Source organism: Mycobacterium canetti CIPT 140010059 (assembly GCF_000253375.1).
Lineage (GTDB): Bacteria > Actinomycetota > Actinomycetes > Mycobacteriales > Mycobacteriaceae > Mycobacterium > Mycobacterium tuberculosis.
In genome coordinates this window covers 4377645-4398499 of sequence record NC_015848.1, presented here as the reverse complement: position 1 = coordinate 4398499, position 20855 = coordinate 4377645, and the positions used below count along the sequence as shown (strand labels likewise).

Genomic DNA, 20855 nt, shown 5'->3' with positions numbered 1-20855 from the left:
CCGAGCACCCCCGACCGAGTGCGGCTTAGCGGTTCTCGCCGTAAATGCTGGTCACCCAGATGTGCACCAGCGTATCCAGCACGCGGGCTTCCGGCACCGAGGGCTGTTCGCCGGCGAATGACGCGAACAGCGTCCGCTCGTTCATCAGGTTGAGCGCTGTGGCCAGTTCATGGGCCGGCAGGGTGCGCGGCGCCGCGCCTCGGTCGCGTTCGGCGTCGATCACGGCGGCCGTGTAGGCGATCCACTTCTGCATAAACGTCGACCACAGTTCGGCGACTTCGACACTGGTTGCCCTGGCGGCCTGACCGGCTCGGGTTACCGCCTTGTGCGACCCGAATGTCTCGAAGAACACGTTGATCCCGGTGCGCCACATGTTCTCGCGGTCGGTGTCGGCGGGATTCTCGGCAAGGGTCTGTAGGGCCATGTCGGCTTGATTGACCACCCGGTCCAGCAGGGTCAGCAGCACCGCTTCCTTGGATGGGAAATAGAAGTAGAACGTCGGCCTCGAGATACCGGCGCCCTTGGCCAGATCGTCGACCGAGATATCGGCCAGCGGACGGTCCTCGAGAAGGTTCTCGGCGGTGGCGAGGATCGCCAGTTCACGATCGTCGCCGGACGGCCGCGCGGTGCGCCGGCCCCTAGGCAGCGAAGCCTGACTGGCCGCGGAGGTGGTCACCTCTGGCAGCTTACTACGTGTCGATAGTGTCGACATCTCGTTGACGGCCTCGACATTACGTTGATAGCGTGGATCCATGACCGAGCACCTCGACGTTGTCATCGTGGGCGCTGGAATCTCCGGTGTCAGCGCGGCCTGGCACCTGCAGGACCGTTGCCCGACCAAGAGCTACGCCATCCTGGAAAAGCGGGAATCCATGGGCGGCACCTGGGATTTGTTCCGTTATCCCGGAATTCGCTCCGACTCCGACATGTACACGCTAGGTTTCCGATTCCGTCCCTGGACCGGACGGCAGGCGATCGCCGACGGCAAGCCCATCCTCGAGTACGTCAAGAGCACCGCGGCCATGTATGGAATCGACAGGCATATCCGGTTCCACCACAAGGTGATCAGTGCCGATTGGTCGACCGCGGAAAACCGCTGGACCGTTCACATCCAAAGCCACGGCACGCTCAGCGCCCTCACCTGCGAATTCCTCTTTCTGTGCAGCGGCTACTACAACTACGACGAGGGCTACTCGCCGAGATTCGCCGGCTCGGAGGATTTCGTCGGGCCGATCATCCATCCGCAGCACTGGCCCGAGGACCTCGACTACGACGCTAAGAACATCGTCGTGATCGGCAGTGGCGCAACGGCGGTCACGCTCGTGCCGGCGCTGGCGGACTCGGGCGCCAAGCACGTCACGATGCTGCAGCGCTCACCCACCTACATCGTGTCGCAGCCAGACCGGGACGGCATCGCCGAGAAGCTCAACCGCTGGCTGCCGGAGACCATGGCCTACACCGCGGTACGGTGGAAGAACGTGCTGCACCAGGCGGCCGTGTACAGCGCCTGCCAGAAGTGGCCACGGCGCATGCGGAAGATGTTCCTGAGCCTGATCCAGCGCCAGCTACCCGAGGGGTACGACGTGCGAAAGCACTTCGGCCCGCACTACAACCCCTGGGACCAGCGATTGTGCTTGGTGCCCAACGGCGACCTGTTCCGGGCCATTCGTCACGGGAAGGTCGAGGTGGTGACCGACACCATTGAACGGTTCACCGCGACCGGAATCCGGCTGAACTCAGGTCGCGAACTGCCGGCTGACATTATCATTACCGCAACGGGGTTGAACCTGCAGCTTTTTGGTGGGGCGACGGCGACTATCGACGGACAACAAGTGGACATCACCACGACGATGGCCTACAAGGGCATGATGCTTTCCGGCATCCCCAACATGGCCTACACGGTTGGCTACACCAATGCCTCCTGGACGCTGAAGGCCGACCTGGTGTCGGAGTTTGTCTGTCGCTTGTTGAATTACATGGACGACAACGGTTTTGACACCGTGGTCGTCGAGCGACCGGGCTCAGATGTCGAAGAGCGGCCCTTCATGGAGTTCACCCCAGGTTACGTGCTGCGCTCGCTGGACGAGCTGCCCAAGCAGGGTTCGCGTACACCGTGGCGCCTGAATCAGAACTACCTACGTGACATCCGGCTCATCCGGCGCGGCAAGATCGACGACGAGGGTCTGCGGTTCGCCAAAAGGCCTGCCCCGGTGGGGGTTTAGCTTTAGTGACGGTTTAGCGCCGGTTTAGGCCATAGTCAGACGACGATGATGCCGTCGTCGTCGCTGTAGGCGATATCGCCCGGAACGAATGTCACCCCGCCCAGCGTGATTTCAACGTCGCGTTCTCCGGCACCGGTCTTGGTGCTCTTGCGGGGATTGGTGCCCAGCGCTTTGATGCCGATGTCGATGCCGCGCAGCGCGGCGGCATCTCGCACCGCGCCGTGGACGATCAACCCGGTCCAGCCGGTAGAGCGGGCCAACTCGGCGATGACATCACCGACCAACGCGGTGTGCAGGGACCCGGCGCCGTCGATGACCAGCACACCGCCCGCACTTGGCTGCGAGAGCACCGACTTCAGCAACGCATTGTCCTGAAAACACCGCACGGTGCTGATCGGTCCGGCGAACTGCGATCGGCCGCCGAATTGGCGGAACTGTAGGTCACAGCTGCGCACGTCGGGCCCGATGTCGTCGACGAGGTCAGCGGTTGGGCGAAATGAGATGGCCACTATGGTGCCAGCGCGTTCAGCGGCGGCGCAGTTGCCGGATCAGCAGCAGCGCCAGCAGGCTAAGCGTGACGGCAACGATCAGCGGCACGGGCGAGTGACTCGGCGCCGGCACTGATGCGTTGCGCGCCAGGGCGTCGTTGGCGCCTTCCACTGTCGACTTTGCTTGTGCCGCTGCATCCTTAGCAGCAGCTGCAAGCTGGCCGTTGGTTTCGATCCGCTGCTGCAAACTGACGGGCGCCTCGGCAGGCTTTGGTGGCGCGGACTTAGCACCCTTGGCGGGTGTTTTTTTGGCGGGTGCCTTCTTCGCCGGCGTCTTTCTTGCTGGTGCTTTCTTGGCGGCCTTCTTGGCCGGCAGCTTCTTAGCTGGCGGCGTCGATGCGTCGCTCGGCTCGCTGTCGGGTCGATCCTGCGGGTCTGGCATGTGGCCGCTCCTTTGCAGCATTGTCGTCGCTCACTAGATCGCAAACGCTCGGTCCCATCATGCCAGGACACGGTGCCGCACCTTCCGGGCTACCGGGGTTGATTGGTTAGCGCCCGCGCCGAACGGCCCACAATGCAGCCACGGCAACCGCCGCCACGGTCCCTACGACGAATGGCCACGTCGGGACGTCGTTCGCGTCGGTGGCGGCGACTGCGGGTGCGGGCGTAGCGGTGGACAGCTGCGCGGTGTGCGCAAACGCCGCAGGTGGGTTCGCGATGGTGGTCAGCACCAAGGCGGCCAGCAAGAGGCCGATGCCCGCGGTCAGTGCAGTGCGCTGCCCGCCGACCCGCCGATGCACGCGAGGCGGATGTGACATGCCAATTGCGGTCATCGGGCCGCCGGTTAGGTCAACCCGAGCCGGGCCATCAGGTCCGCCTCGATGCCATCCAGCTGCGACGAGATCGCCGAGTGGGCCGTCCGGCGCCGCTTTGCGGGCATGTGCTCCGCGGCCGCGACGGCCGCCGACAGATCGGTGAGCCGATTGGTCACCGCCGACACGAACTGTTTGGTTTCTACGTCCTTCGGCTTCTTTTCCTGCACCATCCGCAACGATCGCTCGGCTCCCCCAACCCGCGCCGACAACCGGGCGCCATGACCGGAGAACCGGCCGATCTGTGCCAGCGGGACCCCGAGCTGATCGGCGCGCCGCTGGTCGATCAACCCGCGGGCAGCCATCGCGGCCCGGTATATCACCGGCGTCAGTATCGGGGCCAGGAGCCGAGAAACCGTCAGCAACCGGCGAATCCGCGTCGGTGACAGCAACTTGCCTTCGCGTGCTACCTTGAGCTCGGCTTCGGCGACCTTGAGCGCCGCCCGGTCGCTGTCCCGCCGGGCCTTCAGCTGCGCCTTGAGCGCCTTTGATTCCGCGCGCTGGGCGGCCTTGATGCGGCGCGCCTCGTTCTTGGCCGACAGCTTGGCCTCGAGCTTGGCGCGGGCTTTGATCGCGCGGGCTTCCGCGCGACGGGTCGCGCGGCTCTTTCGCTTGCCGAACAGGCCCATTCCCGGCCGCCTCCCGGTATCTCGTGGACTATCGCGGTGATCGCTGGGGCAACCCTAATCGGGGCAGACCAACCCCAACCCGCCAGGTCGGGTGGAGCGGGCGGTCGGTATCAGGGACTAAGCGTCGATCCCTTCGGCACGCCGCAGCTCGTCGATCCGGTCCAACACCTTCTGCTGCGCCGCGGAGGGCAACCCGTGGGCCCGCTGCGCGATCCGGCGCACGCCGTCGTCGCGCATCGTGCACAGCCACTGCAATTCCTTGTCGAGCTTTTCGTAGTACTCGTCGTCGGTGAAGTAGGCCGCCTTGATGCGGAAGAAGTTGGCCAGGGCGGCCATGGTCGCCCCCGATGGGTTCGTACGGTTTCCTGAGCGTAGCTGTGATAGGTAGGGAGCCGACATCGTGATGCCCTCTGCCTTGAGCGCCGCGATCACCTCCGCGGAGGTATGTGGCCCGCGTCCGGGCGGATAAACCGTGTCGAACAGGCGGTTCAGGCGGGCAGCGAACGTCGTGCTCATCGATGTGACCTCCACCGGGCTCCAAGAGCAAACGGTTATCTGTATGTATTTGCTGATCATGGTAGCGACAGTTGTGTCCACAACCAAGTGCAAACCTGAGCGGATTGGGTGCTGACGTTGTGAGGGGTCAACGAAGACCCCCCCGATGAGGGTCCAACCGATTCGGTGGTGTGTCCACACGACGAACGGATTTCACAGGTTATCCGCAGAATATCCGATGAAAACACGCGCGTTGGTCCGTCGCCCACGTGTTCGGCGAGCAGATCAGGATGACCGTGTCGGGCGGATGCGGCCGACTCCGGGCAACCAGCAGCCAACGGAGATTCGCCGAGAGCCTCCTTTGCTGCCTGGGTCCGCACAGCGCTCGTCAGGCGACCCTGAGGGCGGTCGGCGGCCCCGCAAAGACACTTCCGGAAGCGGTAGCAAGATGCTCCCGGGATGGCCCGGCGCGACCGACGACCGCTCGGGGCGTGTCGAGTCATCTTCTGGTGTTGCAGCAGCGGTTGGCCGCCGCCGACGAGTTTGCGCCACCCGCACCGATACCGCCGTAGTTGCCGCGGCCAGCACCACCGCCGCTGTCACGGCGATGGCAACCGATCTGAAGCCCAACGCGTCGTCGAACAGCAACCACAGTCCGAACAGCAGGAACAGCAGGCCAGTCAGGACCTGCAGCAACCGCTCCGGAAGGCGCCGGTGCAGCAGCAGCCCTGCGCCGATCGCCAGGCCGTCGGCCAGGATCATGCCCAGGGTGGTGCCGATCCATACGCCGGCCCAGTGGTGATCGCTGGCCAAGGTCACCGTCGCCAACGTTGTCTTGTCACCCAGCTCAGCCAGTGCGAACGACGAGACCACGGTGAACAGCGCGAGTCGGGGTTCGGCAGCGGTTGGCGAGGTTTCGCTGTCGCTGGCCGTGTCCTCCCGCCAGACCCACACGGCAAAGATCAGGAATGCGATCGCCGATACGCAGGCGGCCGGCCGGGCCGGCACGGTCGAGCCCAAAAAGTGGCCGATCGCCACCGCTACCCCGTGCACCGTGAACGCTGCGATCGCCACCCCGGTCAGCACCACCCACCAGCGGTAGCGAAGTGTGTAGGTCATCGTGATGAGCTGGGATCTGTCGCCGAGCTCAGCAAGGAAAACGGCTCCCAGACTTAGCAGTGTGGCGGCGAGCATGGCAGGCGACCTTTCGACGCGTTGTCGACGACCAGTCGGTCATCGAACATCGGTCGAAGGTCTCGCCCACCGTTGGTATCAAACGGTTCGCCAGCCGGGCTTTTCGCCAGTATGTCGACTCGACGATTCGGGACTACTCCCCTTCGCTAACGTCCCCAGGCTAGCGGTCATATTTGGTGTGCACCAGGATGTCGGACAAGTTCGGCCACCCGTATTTGGCGATTCGCCGCCCGAACAGACTCCTTCGAATTTCCTTATGCTGCAAGCAGCATTGCCAGAATTGCGGTGTCGGGATGGCTTATCGGGTCGACGCCCACCCGGCTCACCATAGATGTGATGGTGCCGTCGGCTTCAGCCTCCACCCAAGCCGCACGATGTTCCAATCCCAGATACGGTAATCCCGGCAGCAGCACGCACCCTGACGCCGCCCCGGTGCATTCCGGCAGCGACGGCGTGGTCTCCGAGGGTGGATGCAGCATCAGCAATGCAGGGGGTTGATGATCAGCGAAATATCCTGGCTGAATTGCTGATTCACCGAAGACGGTGCCCTCGGCCAGCACCAGACCGACGGTCCCCGGCTCGGGTTCGTCGGGCAACTCTTCGCGGGCACCAAACACCGTTGTGGTGGAGAGCAAGCCGGGCAACGACGCGACCCGAACTGCGACCATCAGCAGCTGGGCCCACTCTTTGGTCGAATCAGGCCAACGTCCAGAGATCACGAACCCTTTCAGGGCACCACGCGAATGGAAGGGAGAAACCCCAATAGGCCCACCTGACCCGGTACCCATCTCGCCCCTCCGCGACGCCTCCGTCCTAACCACGCTGGTAGCTCGAAATAAATGGTAGCTCGAGTAACCAAGCATGCGCGTGGTTTACGCGCCCTGCAACTCGACACGGCCACCGCGGCCGTGTTCACAAAGCTGCAATATAAGGGGCTCTACTGACTGATCTGTGGGTGGTTGTGTCGGCCTGGCAGGGTGGGGCGGTGGCCGGCGAGGGCGAGCATGGCTAGGGCGATGAGGGCTTGTGGTGAGCGGAATCCGAACGCGATCCGGGTCAGTAGGCGGATCTTGGTGTTGGTGGATTCGATCAGGCCTTGGGATAGGCCGTGGTCGAGGGCGGCGTCGATGGCCACCCGGTGGCGTTTGATGCGGGCGGCAAGCTCGACGAATACCGGGATGCGACAACGCTGGGCCCAGGAGATCCACCGGTCCAGGGCCTGTTTACCTTCCTCGCCCTTGACCGAAAACACATGCCGCAGGCCCTCTTTGAGCAGGTAGGCGCGATACAGACGGGGATCGGTCTTGGCGATCCAGGCCAGTTTGGCGCTTTGGCGTTCGGTGAGGTCCTCGGGGTTCTTCCACAGCGCGTAGCGGGCGCCCTTGAGCCGCCGTGCCCGCTCGCGGCCCGGACGTGGTGCGGCGTTCTTACCGGGCCGGCCCCGGCCCCACTTGGGTTCGGTGCGCGCGATCGCCCGTGCGTCGTTCCAGGCTCGGCGCCGCTCGACGTCGAGCGCCTCGGTGGCCCAGGCCACCACATGAAACGGATCGGCGCATTGAATCGCATCCGGGCAGCGCTCGGTGACCACGTCAGCGATCCAGTCCGCGGCATCGGCCGAAACGTGAGTAATCTGGGCGGCCCGCTCAGCGCCCAGGGCATCGAAGAACAAGCCCAGGGTGGCCTTGTCGTGGCCCGGGGCGGCCCACACCAACCGGCCGCTGTCGTGATCGACGACCACCGTCAGGTACCGGTGGTGGCGCTTGTAGGAGATCTCATCGATACCGATGCGGCGCAAGTTCGCGAACCGGTCAATGCGCTTTTCGGTGTCGGCCCAGACCCGGGCCACGATCGCCCCGACGGTGCGCCAGGCGATCCGCATCAACTCGCACACCGCGGTCTTCGAACACGCCACCGCCAGCCAGGCCACCGTGTCATCGAAAGCATACGTGTGCCCGGCATGATGACGCGCCCACGGCACCGCCACCACCGTCGGCCCATGGGTGGGGCAGTTCACCCGCGGCGCCTCGGCCTCCAAGAACACCTCGACGGTGCCCCAATCCAGACTGCGCCATTGGCGCAGGCCCGCACCGCGGTCATACCAGGACGCCTTGCGACCGCAGCGACCACAGCGGCGCAACACTGCACTTCGTGGCCGCACCCGGGCGATCACCCGCGCACCGTCTCCGGCGTCATCCTCCTCGAATTCGATGTCCTCAATCACGGTGCGCTTGTCGACACCCAGCAGCGCACGAAATAGCCTCACATTGCGCACGTCGTTGTCGGCTCCTTGTGTTTCTGATCCTTGACAAGCCAGAAACCTTAAGCCACAACGACGTGCGCCTACTCAGGACACAAACTCACCCACGGAAGTGTCAGAAGAGCCATATAAGGCCAGGATAAGGGCGATGGCGATGCGCGACTCCGGAATACTGAGCCCGACGCTTGCGGCAGCGGGGTCAGCCGAATATCAACCCCTTGGTCTGCGAGGTCGCGGCCGCATACCGTGACTGCACATCGGCCCAGTTCACGACGTTCCAAAACGCCTTGGCAAAGTCGACTTTGACGTTCTTGTACTGCAGGTAGAAGGCGTGTTCCCACATGTCGAGCAGCAGCAGCGGAACAATGCCTAGCGGGAAGTTCGTCTGGTGGTCGTAAACCTGGAATATCAGCAGCTTGTTGCCGAGTGTGTCCCAGCCCAGTGCCGCCCAGCCCGACCCCTGCACGGTGGTAGCGGCCGCGTGGAACTGCGCACGGAACTTGTCGAACGAACCGAACGCGTCGGCGATGGCTGCGGCGAGTTCGCCGGTGGGCTTGTCACCACCGTTAGGCGACAGGTTCTTCCACCAGATGGTGTGATTGACGTGGCCGGCGAGGTTGAAAGCTAGATTCTTTTCGTTCAGCAAGATCGCTGAGTGATCTTCCTTGGCGCGCGCCTCTTCGAGTTTGGCGACGGCGTCATTGGCGCCCTTTACGTAGGTGGCGTGGTGCTTGCTGTGGTGAAGCTCGTTGATCTGACCCGAGATGTGCGGTTCCAGTGCTCCGTAGTCCCAGTCCAGGTCTGGCAAGGTGTATTCGGCCACGGCATTCCTTCCTTCGATGAAATGATCGTCCGATGTTTCTTTTCGCGCGGGTGCCTCCCACGCGATGGGCTGGCTCTAGCTTGACAAGTCAACCCTGCTCCATGACCGCTCGCGTCGCAACAACGACCTTGGGGTCGATGCCCCAGGGCGGACGGCATAGGCTACCAGGACGCCCCCAGGCTGATACCACGTCTATGGGCGCGTTCCTGGTCGCTGAAGTCCCCGTCGGGGGTCCGTCATCGGACCGCTGTTGGGTGGACGGAAGGCGCTGTGTGGCGAAGGTCTATGGGGTGGGTGGGCAAGAAGAAGTCGACGGCTGGGCAGTTGGCGGGGACGGCTAACGAATTGACCAAGGAGGTGCTGGAGCGGGCCGTGCACCGCGAGTCGCCGGTGATCCGGCCGGACGTGGTAGTGGGAATTCCCGCAGTGGATCGACGCCCAAAACAGTGACCACGGTCAACCCGCCGACCGAAGCGATCAGCGGCCGCGTCGAGCACCTCCGGGGATCGACCCTCGGCTTTCGCAATCTCACCAACTAAGCCGACAGATACCTACTGGAAACCGGCGGATTCAAACCCCAACTGCCCCTCATTCGTGAAGAGATTCCCTATTGGTTGTCAAGGGGTTCTGCATCTGATGTGGGTGCGTGTTTTGGGCAGTGATCAGCTGCTGCCGTGCCGTTGTGTTGTTGCTGCGGGGGCGGGTGGGGCGAAGCTGCTCGTTAGCCGTCGTCGGCCGGAGTCGCGATGGTCGAGATGCTGGGTGTGTGTAGTCGCGACGGATCTCGACGGGCATCGGATTGTGTTGCGCGACTCTGAAAAGACACTGAAAATGAGAAACCGATAGACAACTCACGGTGGGCTTGTCGAAGACCATTCCTCGTTGCCGGTTCTCGTTGCCGCTCGTCGGGCGTCAAGGTCGGTTTTCCTCGCTACGCTGCGGGGACTCCACTTTGACTCCTTGCTCGCCGACAACAAAGGGCGGCAAGGAACCAGGAATGGAGACGATCGCCTCAAGTGACCGTTGCGTGTGCAACCGGATCCCCTGCCGACAGTGGTGTTCAGCGTGCCGGTTTCGAGTTCTGCATGGTGTCAGTGTGGGCGCGGTTGTGTGGGTGGGTCCTGGTGTCGACGTGGTAGTGGGCGTCGATCAGTTCTTTCGCGCCGCGGGCGGTGACAGGGTCGCCGTTGGTGTCGCGCAGCTGGTAGGGGCGGCCGGTGGTGATCGTCACCCGGGTGCGTTCGGCCAGCTTGCGGGCTACGGCGATGGTGGCCTGGGTGTGGCAATGCCTCTGGGTGGTCATCAGCCGGTGGTAGAACGCCGCCAGTTGCGGGTCGGTGCGCCGGCCAGCAAGCGGATGTCGGGCCAACGCCCCAGCACCGCTGTCGCGGTCGGTAACGACCCGGCGAACGCGGTCCACACATCGGGGAACGCCTACCGCGCCAACGACATCAACCGACGCCAGGACCGGTTCGCGTCAATCACTGCGCCGGCACGTCGGATCATCGATCGACGTAACGCCAACTGCGCGGGCGTCGGCAGTGTCAGCGGCGTCAGGTCGAACACCTCGCTGGCGCGGGTGAGAACCTCGGCGTCGATGACGTCGGACTTGCTCTTGCCCACGATCGCACCCCGCAGCCGGGCGCAATGCCGCGCGCCGGCCATGTGCATGGTGTCACCGGCATTCTCGACAGCGATCGTGAGCGGCAGCCACGTCATCGAGGTCGGTTCCACGGTGGCGTCGATATCGTCGTAACCGCTGAGCTTGTCGGTGAGGGTGCGCAGTCCGGCCAGCGTGGGTTCGACACTGAATCGAGTCGACCTCGCACCGACATCATCGCGGATCGCGATGTGGTGACAGGCCGTGATCGCCGCGTCGATTCCGACCAGCGTCCGCCTGCTCCGTCCTGGATTCTCGGCAGTCACGGGTTAGCGTTGATGTGCATGGAGGTTCTCCCCTTCATCGTCAATCATGTTGTGTTGATGAAGAGTTCACGTATTCCAGGGCCCACCCAGCCGACCGTCGTGCGTGAACTCGTTGCGGTGGGAGAACCTTCGTACACAGCACTGCCGGCCGGTCTCCCACATCATCCCCGACCACAACGCGGCGGGAGTTCACGCGCGGCTCCGGTGCTTGTCGATGATTCGATGCCTCACCCAGGTACACGTCGATGCTGCGCACTTCCGCAACCTGGCCACCAATTCCCTAAACCGGGTCAGTTCAGGAGACAAAGCTGGAGCAGACGATCTCTTTCACGGGCCCAGACACTCAGCCCAAACGTCGAGCCCTCCAGCCTCTCCCGAGGCCACCGTACCTGACCACCACCCCGTCAAAGCGGCACTACAAGAGATACAAGCCACCAAAATATGCTCACTCGGGGCCGCGCCTAGAAGATCAACCGGTCCAGTGCCTGCTTACTCTCTTCGCCTTTGACCGAAAACAGGTGCCGTAGGCCAGGCAATCCCCTGTAACCGTAGAGACTTGTTTGTAGGGATTTGATCTTGATAGGAGCCGGGCGCCGTGGCGGGTCTGGTGGGCAGGGCTGCTGCTCCTGCCCGTGCCGCTGTGCGGGAAGGGGCCGTAGAGGCTCCGGGGTCAAGGGCGGGCCGTAGGCCCGTCGCGTAGCGATCGCGGTAGCGACCCTTGAGGCCGGAGGGGCGGCCCCGTAGCCTGCCGCGGCGCTCGGCGGGCAGGACAGCGGCGGCGAAGCCGTCTCCTTCTGGGTTCATGCCGCCCGTTTCTGGGCGTGCTGTTCACCGGCTGGTTGCTCACTCCGTTGTTGACCACAGGCGCGTTCGTAGTCGACGGGGCTGAGCATGCCGTTCGTGGAATGCCGACGTTCAACGTTATACTCGTCGATCCAGGCGGCGACCGCGTGACGTGCCTCTTCACGTGTGTGGAAGTGGTTGTTGCGCAACAATTCCCATTCCAGGGTCGAGTTGAACGATTCCGCGGCCGCGTTGTCGAGAGCCGACCCGGTACGCCCCATCGATTGGGTGACGCGAGCGGATCGGCAAGCGCTGGCGAACAGTTCGCCGGTGTATTCACCGCCCTGGTCGGTGTGGAAAATGACCCCGGCCACCGACCCGCCGCGCACCGCAATGGCCATGCACAGCGCCGCCCGCGCCAGCGCGGCGTCATGGTGCACCCCCATGGCGAACCCGGGCACCCGCCGCGAATGCAGGTCAATTACTGAGGCGAGGTGCAGTTTGCCCTCATCGGTGGGGATTTCGGTCAGATCGCCCACCCAGGCGAGGTTGGGGTGGTCGCGCGGGGAAAAGTCTCGGCCCAGCAGATCGGGGGCCTTACGCGCGGATTTGTCCGGTTTCGTGGTGCCGTGCCGGCGGCGTTTGCGCCGCGCTACCAGACCCTGCTCGCGCATCAGCGCCGCGACGGTGTTCACCGACACCCGCCACCCCATATCCCGTAGGTCAGCGGTAATCCGCGGTGATCCGTAGGTCCGCTTGTGCTTGGCGAACAGATACCCGATGGTGGCCGCCAACGCTTTTCGCCGTGCACGCCGTGGTGAACCATCGCTATGGCACCACTTGTAAAACCATGCCTGCGACACGCCCAGCGCGCGGCACGACACCGCGTGCGGGATACCGTGTTCTACCCTCTGAGTGGCGATTACAGCGGCCAGGCCTACCGATGCATCGCTTCCTTGACCCAGAGGGCGACCGAGCGTTTGAGAACATCGCGCTCCATCGCCAGCTCCGCATTCTCCGCACGCAACCGCTTGAGTTCCTCGCGTTCGCTCTCGCAAAGCCGCCCGTCACCACCGTCTCGGGCGCGCTCATCCTGCCTGACCCAGCTACCCAGGGTGCCGTCACTGATCCCGAGCTCACGAGCAACCTGCGCGATCGGTTTGCCGGTCTCCCGAACGATCCGGACGGCGCCTTCCTTGAACTGGGCATCGAACTTCCGCCGTGCCTCCATCGCCTAACCTCCTCATGGCGATGTCTCCACGATAAGAGGGGAAGCCCAGCCTTCTTTGAGTAGATGAGCGCGACAGCTTGGCATTCTGGTGTTCGGTGAGATCCTCCGGGTTCTTCCACAGCCCATCGCGGGCGCCGTTGCGCTTGCGTAGCCGCTGATGAGCTGGCCGCGCCGGGGCGTGCTTGGCGGGCCGGCGCCACTGGGGTTCGCTACGCGCCAACGCCCGCCCGCACAGATCACATTGACTGGGTGAGGCCAAACGGCGCCGAGCGTGAACTGAGGGCGAGATTCCGGCCGATTCTCCGCCCTCAGTTCACGTTGGGCGAGGGCGCCGACGAACGACGGTTTACGGCTGCGGATCGAAGACAACGGGGTGGTTGCCGCCAGCTGGCGTATTTGGCTATCAGGGTGGACCTTGACGGGCGCAAAGACGCCTCGGGCCGGCCGATCCAAGACAGCCCGGGGCGTCTCGTCGATGCCGGGATTCATGGCGCCGTCACCGTGGAGGCCGCCGAGCTCGCGCTCAAGGAATTTTGTCTGGGCGCATGCGTAGCCGGAATTCGTGCCATTCCTGGACTATCCGATCGAGCTGCGCAAGTTAATCAATAACCGCGGTCCTTTTGCCAGGCAAGGATTCGGCTATGAAGCTGATTTATCTTAGGCTGCGCAATATTTCGAGTGGGACGGGAGGTTATTCGAGTGCCGGAACGCAGAACAGGACGGTAGTGTTGAACACACTCACGAGTTGCCTTGTGCTAGAGCATGATTCATAGTCAAGCCAACTCTGATCTACAGAATTTCTGGCTGGCTCCGTGGGGGTGCAACCAGCCTCGACGATTTCCTCACGACCGCGGTAATCCATGTCGCAGTTCTATGAAAGGCCACCCACAACAATTGCCGTGCTGTGACCACCGAAACGGCAGTGACACAAGGGGGGTTACCCAAATCCGAGAACCGGTTCTGACCAGGGCGTCCGGACCGACTCGGTGCCACCCGAGTGGCCGGGGACTCAAACCAAAGCGATGACGGCCAGAATCGCCAGTAACGCCAGAGCGATCAGGGCGGCCCGCAAAGCGGCAATGCCGTAGGCGTGGTTCCACTCCGGCGAGCCAGAGTTCGGCGGCGTTGTAGACCCTGGGCCGTACGAGTGTGTGGCCATCAGTCGCCTTTCACCTGCATGCTCACCTCACGACGGTGAGGTAAGTCACAACGAAGTGTCGTGCACGCGATAATAACTCCTGGTGAATGGTGGGGAAAAATTGGTACCTCGCAGCGCCACAAGACGTCCGGATACTGCGCCGGCAGCGCCGCGAAATGTGTGGTTTGACGATCGCAGGAGCAGGCCGGGCCCGGGCGGGCAGGCTGCTAGGTGCAGCCGGGGCAGATGCGGATGCTTAGTGCGACAATCCATTTCGCTCGGGTACCTGCCAGGCTGTCGATGAGAACGCATTGACGGGCGCTGTTATCCACAGTTGTGGGCCTGGCTGACGGATGGAGCCGGTGTTAACGCCATTCGTCGGATTCTTACCGCTGTGGATAAAGCTGTGGAAACTGTGGATAGTCGTAGGTAGCTGTGTCGTGCTGGACGTGCCGCGACCGGGCGCGCCCAATCCAGCGCGGAAGCCTGCCTCAACGCCTGTTGACGGCGCGGACAATGCCGTACCGGTGCGGGGCGGAGAAGTCACTAGGCTGGTCTGGTGATCCAAGTGTGCTCCCAGTGCGGAACTCGCTGGAACGTCCGTGAGCGGCAACGCGTGTGGTGTCCACGCTGTCGGGGGACGTTGCTGGCGCCGTTGGCGGATATGCCGGCCGAGGCGCGCTGGCGTACACCGGCGCGCCCGCGGGTGCCGACGGCCTCCGACACGCGGCGCACACCGCCGCGGCTTCCCCCAGGTTTTCGGTGGATAGCGGTGCGACCCGGGGCGGCACCGCCGCCACGGCACGGCCCACGGTTACGTGGGCCTACTCCCCGCTACGCCGGGATACCGCGGTGGGGTCTAACCGACCATGTCGACCAGGCTCCCGTGCCGGCCTCGGCGAAAGCAGGGCCATCGCCGGCGGCGGTGCGCACCACGCTGTTGGTGAGCCTGCTGGTGTTCAGCATCGCGGTCGTGGTGTTTGTGGTGCGGTATGTGTTGCTGGTCATCAACCGAAACACATTGTTGAACTCGGTGGTGGCCAGCGCCTCGGTCTGGCTGGGGGTTTTGGTCAGCTTGGCGGCGATTGCGGCGGCCGGCACTACCATTGTCCTGTTGGTCCGGTGGCTGGTCGCCCGTCGGGCCGCCGCGTTTATGCATCAAGGCTTGCCGGAGCGGCGTTCCGCCCGTGAGTTATGGGCCGGCTGCCTATTGCCGATGGTCAATCTGCTGTGGGCTCCGCTGTACGTCATCGAGTTGGCGCTCGTCGAGGACCGCTACACGCGGCTGCGCAGGCCGATCGTGGTGTGGTGGATCGTGTGGATCGTCAGCAACGCGATATCGATGTTCGCGTTCGCCACCAGCTGGGTCACCGACGCTCAGGGCATCGCCAACAACACCACCATGATGGTGCTGGCGTATCTGTGTGCGGCGGCCGCGGTGGCCGCTGCTGCGCGGGTCTTCGAGGGGTTCGAGCAAAAGCCGGTCGAGCGCCCAGCGCATCGCTGGGTGGTGGTGAACACAGACGGGCGTTCCGCGCCGGCATCTTCTGTTGCGGTTGAGTTGGACGGGCAGGAACCGGCAGCATAGTGGACATGACATGGGCCGACGAGGTGCTCGCCGGACATCCCTTTGTGGTTGCTCACCGTGGTGCGTCGGCGGCTCGGCCGGAGCATACCCTTGCCGCCTACGACCTGGCGCTCAAAGAGGGCGCCGACGGCGTGGAATGTGATGTGCGGTTGACCCGGGACGGGCATCTGGTCTGTGTGCATGACCGCCGCCTGGACCGAACCTCGACGGGAGCCGGCTTGGTCAGCACGATGACGCTGGCCCAGCTACGCGAGCTGGAGTACGGCGCGTGGCACGACAGCTGGCGCCCCGACGGTTCGCACGGCGACACCAGTCTGCTGACCCTGGACGCGCTTGTTTCGCTGGTTTTGGACTGGCACCGGCCGGTGAAGATCTTCGTCGAGACCAAGCATCCCGTCCGATATGGCTCGCTGGTGGAAAACAAGCTGCTGGCGCTGCTACACCGGTTCGGTATTGCCGCACCCGCCTCCGCAGATCGATCCCGTGCGGTGGTGATGTCGTTTTCGGCCGCCGCGGTCTGGCGGATCCGGCGGGCTGCACCGCTGCTGCCGACGGTGTTGCTCGGCAAGACCCCCCGATACCTGACCAGCAGTGCGGCCACGGCGGTCGGGGCAACCGCCGTGGGACCCTCACTGCCTGCGTTGAAGGAATATCCGCAACTCGTTGACCGCTCGGCAGCTCAGGGCCGGGCGGTGTACTGCTGGAACGTCGATGAGTACGAGGACATCGACTTTTGCCGGGAGGTCGGGGTGGCCTGGATTGGTACTCACCACCCCGGCCGCACCAAGGCCTGGCTGGAAGACGGGCGGGCGAACGGGACCACTCGCTGATCCCCGCCAGGGATCTAGAGGCGGCCCCCGGCAGCGTGCGGGGCGCCTGATGCGGCCGGCGCCACATCCACTTCACGTGCGACGAAGTTCTCCAGCTCGAACAGGTTGGCCCCGGCCCGATCGGCAACCCGCACCAGGGTTGCCATCAAGGCCACCTCTTCGATCTGTTCCTGCAAGAACCACTGCATGAACTGCTCGCCGAGGAAATCGCCCTCGTCGCGGGCCACCGCTGTCAGCCGACCGACCTGGTCGGTGACTGTGCGTTCCTGATCGAGCGCCAGCGCCAGTGCCTCGCGGGGTCTGTCGAACTGGTTTCGCACCGTGTCTACGCCGGGAATTTCGACACGAAGGTCGCGGTCGAGCAGGTGTTGCACGAGCATCATTGCATGGTTTCGTTCCTCGACCGCTTGGCTGTAAAAATGCTTCGCCAACTGCGGCAGGTCTTCGCTGTCGAAATAAACCGCGATCGCGACATATTGTTGTGCCGCTGTGAATTCGTTATGAATCTGTTCCTGCATTAATGCGTGGAATTTTGTCTTAGGCCCTTCGTATTCTGTCATAAAATGCAGATTAACGCAGGTAAAGGGCGGTATGCAACGAAGGCAATACTTACTCAGGAAAGGCTTTCCTAGTTACCACAGGATGATAATAACCTCCTGGTTGAAGGCAGGTTTGCCTAAGTAAAGCAAGGCTATGTTGAGCCGCATTACTCTTGTCGCCCTAATTTCCGACACGGGTCATATTCGGCAGCGTGTCGTTAGGGCTGTGTTTCGAACGCGGCAGCTGGCACCGGCACGTCGGAGCCCTCTAGATCGGCCCGTGGTGTGGCCCGAGTCCGGACGTAGCCCAGCGCTGCACGTCCGTCAAGTGTTTGGCAGCCTGCCGGTAGATCGACGCCGGCCAACGGATCGTTTGATCGGCTTGGCCGGGCATCTGGTGATCCCGCCGAAGGCGTCGACGAGGTCGGCGAACTCGCTGAATCCGACCTCGGCATAGTGATCCAGGTGCAGGCCAGTAGCCAACTCGACCGTTTGGGTCAGCAGCCGCCCCCCGCCCAGCGCGAACGCGGCGCTGATTTTGTCCCGGCCGTGGCCAGGGATCGGTACATAAGAGTCACGCGGGATCGATATCAGTGTCGTCGGGTTGTCGGATGCCAACCCCGGACCTAGACAACGTACGTGGCTGAACCTTTGGATGCAGCCGGCCAACGCGGCCGAGCGGCGGCTGTGCCTGCTACCTGCGGGCGCGCAGCCCGTTGCGGAACGGGCAACCCATGAGCACCCGGATGGCCTGGCTTAGCCCGGTCATGTCGTCCACCGGCTTATGGAACGGCAGTCGGATGTCGCGGTCTCCGTCGCGAGCTTCAATGCGAAACCGGACGCCGTACCGATCGAGACCGAGGGGGCGGATCTGTCCGCGTCGTAGCGGTGCCGGCAGCCTGGATACCAGCCGCGCGACCACATCGTCATGGGCGGTGGCTAGGTGCCAGAGCAAGGTTGATTCGATTTCACAAAACGGATCGGGTCGGGCCGCGAGCAGGTCCGCCACGGTAACGGGTTCGGCGCCGGTGGCGTCGGTCACCACTACGGATTCGATCTCCAGCCGCTGCATGGTATACCGGGTCTCCGCCGCATCGGCCGGCCCGGACCTCGGGGTCTCGACTTGTAGCAGGGCCGGATTCGGATTATCGGTGGCGATCAGGTCCAGGGTCTCAACCAGCTCTGCGGGCGGGATCTGGTGGAGGCAGCCGCGGATCCACACCAGCGAACGGACGGGTTCACGCACCGGCAGCGGCGCATAGTCAGTCAACTCCAGCAGCGCTTGCGAACCGGACACCTCGCCACGATCGACCGGAACCGCCACGGCGAAGGACCCGTCGTACAACAAATGGTGTATGGGCACGGGGACCGGATCCTCCCGCTCAACCACCAGCAAGGCGCCCCCGGCCCGCGCGCAGGCGCTGCGAATTCGCTCGGCAGTAGTCGGCGCGAGACTGGTGAGCGGCGGCATCTACGACCTCCTGTGTTTAGGTAAGCCTAAGTTAACTAATGCACGGTCTGGTCGCAAGAGTTGGCGGTCGGCTTTGCGTCGTTAGGGTTGTGAGCGTGGTGCGTATCGCTTACCTCGGTCCGGAAGGGACATTCACCGAGGCAGCCCTGGTCCGGATGGTGGCCGCCGGCCTAGTTCCCGAGACCGGGCCCGATGCACTGCAGCGGATGCCGGTCGAGAGCGCGCCCGCAGCACTGGCTGCGGTCCGCGACGGCGGTGCGGATTATGCGTGCGTGCCGATCGAGAACTCGATCGACGGTTCCGTGCTGCCTACTTTGGATAGCCTGGCCATCGGTGTGCGCCTGCAGGTGTTCGCCGAGACAACGCTGGACGTGACGTTCAGCATCGTGGTCAAACCCGGGCGCAACGCCGCGGACGTGCGGACCCTGGCGGCCTTTCCGGTGGCGGCTGCACAGGTGCGGCAGTGGTTGGCGGCCCATCTTCCCGCCGCCGACCTGCGGCCGGCTTATTCCAACGCGGACGCGGCCCGGCAGGTGGCTGACGGCTTGGTTGACGCCGCGGTGACCTCGCCGCTGGCGGCCGCTCGCTGGGGATTGGCGGCCCTGGCCGACGGTGTCGTTGACGAATCCAATGCCCGCACCCGCTTCGTCCTGGTTGGTCGGCCCGGGCCGCCTCCGGCGCGCACCGGAGCCGATCGCACGTCTGCAGTGCTGCGCATCGACAACCAGCCCGGTGCGCTGGTAGCTGCGCTGGCCGAGTTCGGCATCCGCGGCATCGATCTCACTCGGATTGAATCCCGGCCCACCCGTACCGAACTTGGCACCTATCTGTTCTTCGTGGATTGCGTCGGCCACATCGACGACGAGGCCGTCGCCGAGGCACTCAAGGCGGTGCACCGACGTTGTGCTGATGTGCGATACCTGGGGTCCTGGCCGACGGGGCCAGCGGCAGGGGCGCAGCCGCCCCTGGTAGACGAGGCATCACGCTGGTTAGCGCGGCTCCGGGCGGGCAAAACCGAGCAGACCCTGGTTCGCCCGGACGACCAGGGGGCGCAAGCATGAGCGGTCGTTTGGTGCTGCTGCGGCACGGCCAGTCCTATGGCAACGTCGAGCGCAGGTTGGATACCCTGCCGCCGGGAACGGCGCTGACACCGCTGGGTCGTGATCAGGCCAGGGCGTTCGCGCGCAGCGGTTGTCGCCGGCCGGCACTGCTCGCACACTCGGTGGCTATCCGGGCCTACCAGACGGCCGCGGTGGTCGCTGCCGAACTCGACATGGTGGCCCACGAGGTTGCCGGCATTCACGAGGTACAGGTAGGGGAGCTGGAAAACCGCAACGACGAGGAGGCGGTCGCCGAGTTCAACGCCACCTACAGCCGCTGGCATCGCGGGGAGTTGGATGTGCCGCTGCCCGGTGGCGAGACCGCCAACGACGTCCTGGATCGTTATCTGCCGGTGCTCGCCGACCTGCGCATGCGTTACCTCGACGACGGTGACTGGGACGGCGACATCGTCGTCGTGAGCCACAGCGCGGCGATCCGGCTGGCCGCCGCGGTGCTTGCCGGGGTGGACGGCAACTTTGTGTTGGACAACCACTTGGAAAACGTCGAGTCGGTGGTGCTGGCCCCGATAACCGATGGGCGATGGAGTTGTGTGCAGTGGGGCCTCCGGAAGCCGCCGTTTTGTCCGGACCCCGCTGAACCCACAGCCAGCCCGGTCACACACGCGGTGACGTCAAGCACCGACCCGATGGGCTGATCTGAAGGACCCGGGCGCCGTGGCCGATTCAGTGCATTCGCAGCTGACGGCATTGCAGTCTAGGACGAAGATATGGGGTTGCAGCTCGGGGCTGACACAGTCCGGCTCGGTGCATTCCGGCCGTGCCAAGGGATGACGAATGACGGTGCCGTGGCAGTGATCCAAGCCCGCCCGGCAGTCGCGGCAGTCCGTGCTCATGGGCCGTTCATAGCATCGGGTGCCGACAAATCCGGGTTGCCGCGCCCGGGCGCTGGTTCGTCACGCCCAGCCCAGCTGGTCCAAGCGCTCGTCGTCGATGCCGAAGTGATGGGCGACCTCATGGATCACCGTGATGGCGACCTGGTCGACGACCTCATCCTCAGAGTCGCAGGCGTCCAGCAGCGCGTCGCGGTAGATCGTGATGGCATCAGGCAGCGATCCGGCGTAGTCGGAGCCGCGCTCGGTTAACGCGACCCCTTCGTACTGGCCGAGCAGATTTTCGTGCTGGGGGTGGCGATTGGCGACTAACACGACGACGTTGTCCATGGCGTCCGCCAGTTCGGGCGGAATGAGGTCGAGTGCGTCGGACACCAGTTCGTCGAACCGCTGCGGGTCCATCCGTACTGTCACCCGG

General features: G+C 64.2%; 24 protein-coding genes and 3 pseudogenes. 6 read left to right on the top strand and 21 right to left on the bottom strand.

Translation table 11 applies throughout. The features are described 5' to 3' along the window. Positions 1-25: 25 nt before the first annotated feature. On the bottom strand, positions 26-676 hold the full coding sequence (gene ethR / locus MCAN_RS20390) for an HTH-type transcriptional regulator EthR (RefSeq protein WP_003399797.1): 651 nt from the start codon (positions 674-676) through the stop codon (positions 26-28). A gap of 76 nt (positions 677-752) precedes the next feature. On the opposite strand from ethR, the gene ethA reads away from it, so the two are divergent. Next, a complete protein-coding gene (ethA, locus tag MCAN_RS20385; RefSeq protein ID WP_014001999.1) occupies positions 753-2222 on the top strand; it encodes an FAD-containing monooxygenase EthA in 1470 nt (489 codons plus the stop codon). A 35-nt stretch (positions 2223-2257) separates the two neighbouring features. Here the strand turns inward: ethA and rraA are convergent, their stop codons facing one another. The 9 genes from rraA to MCAN_RS20340 all read right to left on the bottom strand — a co-directional run bounded on the left by rraA (position 2258) and on the right by MCAN_RS20340 (position 8980). Beyond that, positions 2258-2731, bottom strand: a complete 474-nt coding sequence (gene rraA / locus MCAN_RS20380) for a ribonuclease E activity regulator RraA (protein WP_003399786.1) — start codon at positions 2729-2731, stop codon at positions 2258-2260. A gap of 16 nt (positions 2732-2747) precedes the next feature. Next, positions 2748-3152: an Rv3852 family protein gene (locus tag MCAN_RS20375; protein WP_003399779.1), complete on the bottom strand. Its 405-nt coding sequence runs from the start codon at positions 3150-3152 to the stop codon at positions 2748-2750. Positions 3153-3258: 106 nt separating this feature from the next. Then, entirely contained in the window at positions 3259-3543 is a 285-nt protein-coding gene (locus MCAN_RS20370; RefSeq protein ID WP_003399775.1) for a hypothetical protein, read from the bottom strand. Positions 3544-3554: 11 nt separating this feature from the next. Further along, positions 3555-4211, bottom strand: a complete 657-nt coding sequence (locus tag MCAN_RS20365; RefSeq protein WP_003399771.1) for a DUF6474 family protein — start codon at positions 4209-4211, stop codon at positions 3555-3557. Between the two features lie 117 nt (positions 4212-4328). Then, positions 4329-4727, bottom strand: coding sequence for a type VII secretion system ESX-1 transcriptional regulator EspR (gene espR, locus MCAN_RS20360; protein WP_003399759.1), 399 nt, complete (start codon positions 4725-4727; stop codon positions 4329-4331). A gap of 264 nt (positions 4728-4991) precedes the next feature. After that, complete coding sequence (locus MCAN_RS20355; RefSeq protein WP_003399745.1) at positions 4992-5900, bottom strand: TMEM165/GDT1 family protein; 909 nt, start codon at positions 5898-5900, stop codon at positions 4992-4994. Positions 5901-6154: 254 nt separating this feature from the next. After that, complete coding sequence (locus tag MCAN_RS20350) at positions 6155-6688, bottom strand: hypothetical protein (RefSeq protein ID WP_003899730.1); 534 nt, start codon at positions 6686-6688, stop codon at positions 6155-6157. A gap of 149 nt (positions 6689-6837) precedes the next feature. Further along, positions 6838-8172, bottom strand: a complete 1335-nt coding sequence (locus tag MCAN_RS20345; protein WP_014000151.1) for an ISL3-like element IS1557 family transposase — start codon at positions 8170-8172, stop codon at positions 6838-6840. Between the two features lie 184 nt (positions 8173-8356). Beyond that, on the bottom strand, positions 8357-8980 hold the full coding sequence (locus MCAN_RS20340) for a superoxide dismutase (protein ID WP_003399735.1): 624 nt from the start codon (positions 8978-8980) through the stop codon (positions 8357-8359). A 285-nt stretch (positions 8981-9265) separates the two neighbouring features. Here MCAN_RS20340 and MCAN_RS23030 point away from each other — a divergent pair, with 285 nt between their 5' ends. Further along, entirely contained in the window at positions 9266-9430 is a 165-nt protein-coding gene (locus MCAN_RS23030) for a hypothetical protein (protein WP_003399671.1), read from the top strand. 610 nt (positions 9431-10040) lie between these two features. On the opposite strand, the gene MCAN_RS20330 is transcribed toward MCAN_RS23030, so the two are convergent. The 6 genes and pseudogenes from MCAN_RS20330 to MCAN_RS23025 all read right to left on the bottom strand — a co-directional run bounded on the left by MCAN_RS20330 (position 10041) and on the right by MCAN_RS23025 (position 14079). Continuing rightward, positions 10041-10400: a hypothetical protein gene (locus tag MCAN_RS20330; protein ID WP_003900767.1), complete on the bottom strand. Its 360-nt coding sequence runs from the start codon at positions 10398-10400 to the stop codon at positions 10041-10043. Positions 10401-10414: 14 nt separating this feature from the next. Next, a complete protein-coding gene (locus tag MCAN_RS20325) occupies positions 10415-10906 on the bottom strand; it encodes an IS110 family transposase (RefSeq protein WP_014001998.1) in 492 nt (163 codons plus the stop codon). A gap of 800 nt (positions 10907-11706) precedes the next feature. Then, on the bottom strand, positions 11707-12612 hold the full coding sequence (locus tag MCAN_RS20320) for an IS3 family transposase (protein ID WP_309509548.1): 906 nt from the start codon (positions 12610-12612) through the stop codon (positions 11707-11709). A 14-nt stretch (positions 12613-12626) separates the two neighbouring features. Continuing rightward, positions 12627-12920 carry a transposase gene (locus MCAN_RS20315; protein ID WP_015287736.1) on the bottom strand — a complete coding sequence of 98 codons (294 nt, stop codon included), beginning with the start codon at positions 12918-12920 and terminating at the stop codon, positions 12627-12629. A 70-nt stretch (positions 12921-12990) separates the two neighbouring features. Beyond that, positions 12991-13146 (bottom strand): annotated as a pseudogene (locus tag MCAN_RS24255) (ISL3 family transposase); the annotation flags it as partial. A 783-nt stretch (positions 13147-13929) separates the two neighbouring features. After that, positions 13930-14079, bottom strand: a complete 150-nt coding sequence (locus MCAN_RS23025) for a hypothetical protein (RefSeq protein WP_003420934.1) — start codon at positions 14077-14079, stop codon at positions 13930-13932. Between the two features lie 538 nt (positions 14080-14617). Between MCAN_RS23025 and MCAN_RS20310 the strand changes: the two genes are divergently transcribed. Continuing rightward, on the top strand, positions 14618-15646 hold the full coding sequence (locus tag MCAN_RS20310; protein ID WP_014001996.1) for a DUF4328 domain-containing protein: 1029 nt from the start codon (positions 14618-14620) through the stop codon (positions 15644-15646). 5 nt (positions 15647-15651) lie between these two features. Further along, positions 15652-16476 (top strand): glycerophosphodiester phosphodiesterase, encoded by an 825-nt coding sequence (locus MCAN_RS20305; RefSeq protein WP_003420924.1) that lies wholly within the window; start codon positions 15652-15654, stop codon positions 16474-16476. Positions 16477-16490: 14 nt separating this feature from the next. On the opposite strand, the gene bfrB is transcribed toward MCAN_RS20305, so the two are convergent. From bfrB to MCAN_RS20290, 3 genes and pseudogenes are all read right to left on the bottom strand, one after another. Next, positions 16491-17036 (bottom strand): ferritin BfrB, encoded by a 546-nt coding sequence (gene bfrB, locus MCAN_RS20300; RefSeq protein ID WP_003420920.1) that lies wholly within the window; start codon positions 17034-17036, stop codon positions 16491-16493. 245 nt (positions 17037-17281) lie between these two features. Next, positions 17282-17639: pseudogene (locus MCAN_RS20295) on the bottom strand (LCP family protein); the annotation flags it as partial. A gap of 70 nt (positions 17640-17709) precedes the next feature. Continuing rightward, positions 17710-18486, bottom strand: coding sequence for a DUF2470 domain-containing protein (locus MCAN_RS20290; RefSeq protein WP_003420910.1), 777 nt, complete (start codon positions 18484-18486; stop codon positions 17710-17712). Positions 18487-18581: 95 nt separating this feature from the next. On the opposite strand from MCAN_RS20290, the gene pheA reads away from it, so the two are divergent. Further along, entirely contained in the window at positions 18582-19547 is a 966-nt protein-coding gene (pheA, locus tag MCAN_RS20285; protein ID WP_014001994.1) for a prephenate dehydratase, read from the top strand. Then, positions 19544-20242 (top strand): histidine phosphatase family protein, encoded by a 699-nt coding sequence (locus MCAN_RS20280; RefSeq protein ID WP_014001993.1) that lies wholly within the window; start codon positions 19544-19546, stop codon positions 20240-20242. The genes pheA and MCAN_RS20280 overlap by 4 nt, the downstream gene beginning before the upstream one ends. Here the strand turns inward: MCAN_RS20280 and MCAN_RS22060 are convergent. Beyond that, positions 20219-20440 carry a hypothetical protein gene (locus tag MCAN_RS22060; protein WP_003912385.1) on the bottom strand — a complete coding sequence of 74 codons (222 nt, stop codon included), beginning with the start codon at positions 20438-20440 and terminating at the stop codon, positions 20219-20221. The two genes, MCAN_RS20280 and MCAN_RS22060, sit on opposite strands and share 24 nt — an antisense overlap. Further along, positions 20437-20851 (bottom strand): annotated as a pseudogene (locus MCAN_RS20275) (metallopeptidase family protein). Before MCAN_RS20275 ends, MCAN_RS22060 begins: the two are co-directional and overlap by 4 nt. Positions 20852-20855: the final 4 nt, after the last annotated feature.

Bases quoted from the DNA above. Each gene is read 5' to 3' on its own strand.
- ethA (WP_014001999.1), top strand. From the start codon at position 753: ATGACCGAGCACCTCGACGTTGTCATCGTGGGCGCTGGAATCTCCGGT.
- MCAN_RS20375 (WP_003399779.1), bottom strand. From the start codon at position 3,152: ATGCCAGACCCGCAGGATCGACCCGACAGCGAGCCGAGCGACGCATCG.
- MCAN_RS20370 (WP_003399775.1), bottom strand. From the start codon at position 3,543: ATGACCGCAATTGGCATGTCACATCCGCCTCGCGTGCATCGGCGGGTC.
- MCAN_RS20365 (WP_003399771.1), bottom strand. From the start codon at position 4,211: ATGGGCCTGTTCGGCAAGCGAAAGAGCCGCGCGACCCGTCGCGCGGAA.
- espR (WP_003399759.1), bottom strand. From the start codon at position 4,727: ATGAGCACGACGTTCGCTGCCCGCCTGAACCGCCTGTTCGACACGGTT.
- MCAN_RS20355 (WP_003399745.1), bottom strand. From the start codon at position 5,900: ATGCTCGCCGCCACACTGCTAAGTCTGGGAGCCGTTTTCCTTGCTGAG.
- MCAN_RS20350 (WP_003899730.1), bottom strand. From the start codon at position 6,688: ATGGGTACCGGGTCAGGTGGGCCTATTGGGGTTTCTCCCTTCCATTCG.
- MCAN_RS23030 (WP_003399671.1), top strand. From the start codon at position 9,266: ATGGGGTGGGTGGGCAAGAAGAAGTCGACGGCTGGGCAGTTGGCGGGG.
- MCAN_RS20315 (WP_015287736.1), bottom strand. From the start codon at position 12,920: ATGGAGGCACGGCGGAAGTTCGATGCCCAGTTCAAGGAAGGCGCCGTC.
- MCAN_RS23025 (WP_003420934.1), bottom strand. From the start codon at position 14,079: ATGGCCACACACTCGTACGGCCCAGGGTCTACAACGCCGCCGAACTCT.
- MCAN_RS20305 (WP_003420924.1), top strand. From the start codon at position 15,652: ATGACATGGGCCGACGAGGTGCTCGCCGGACATCCCTTTGTGGTTGCT.
- bfrB (WP_003420920.1), bottom strand. From the start codon at position 17,036: ATGACAGAATACGAAGGGCCTAAGACAAAATTCCACGCATTAATGCAG.
- MCAN_RS20290 (WP_003420910.1), bottom strand. From the start codon at position 18,486: ATGCCGCCGCTCACCAGTCTCGCGCCGACTACTGCCGAGCGAATTCGC.
- MCAN_RS20280 (WP_014001993.1), top strand. From the start codon at position 19,544: ATGAGCGGTCGTTTGGTGCTGCTGCGGCACGGCCAGTCCTATGGCAAC.
- MCAN_RS22060 (WP_003912385.1), bottom strand. From the start codon at position 20,440: ATGAGCACGGACTGCCGCGACTGCCGGGCGGGCTTGGATCACTGCCAC.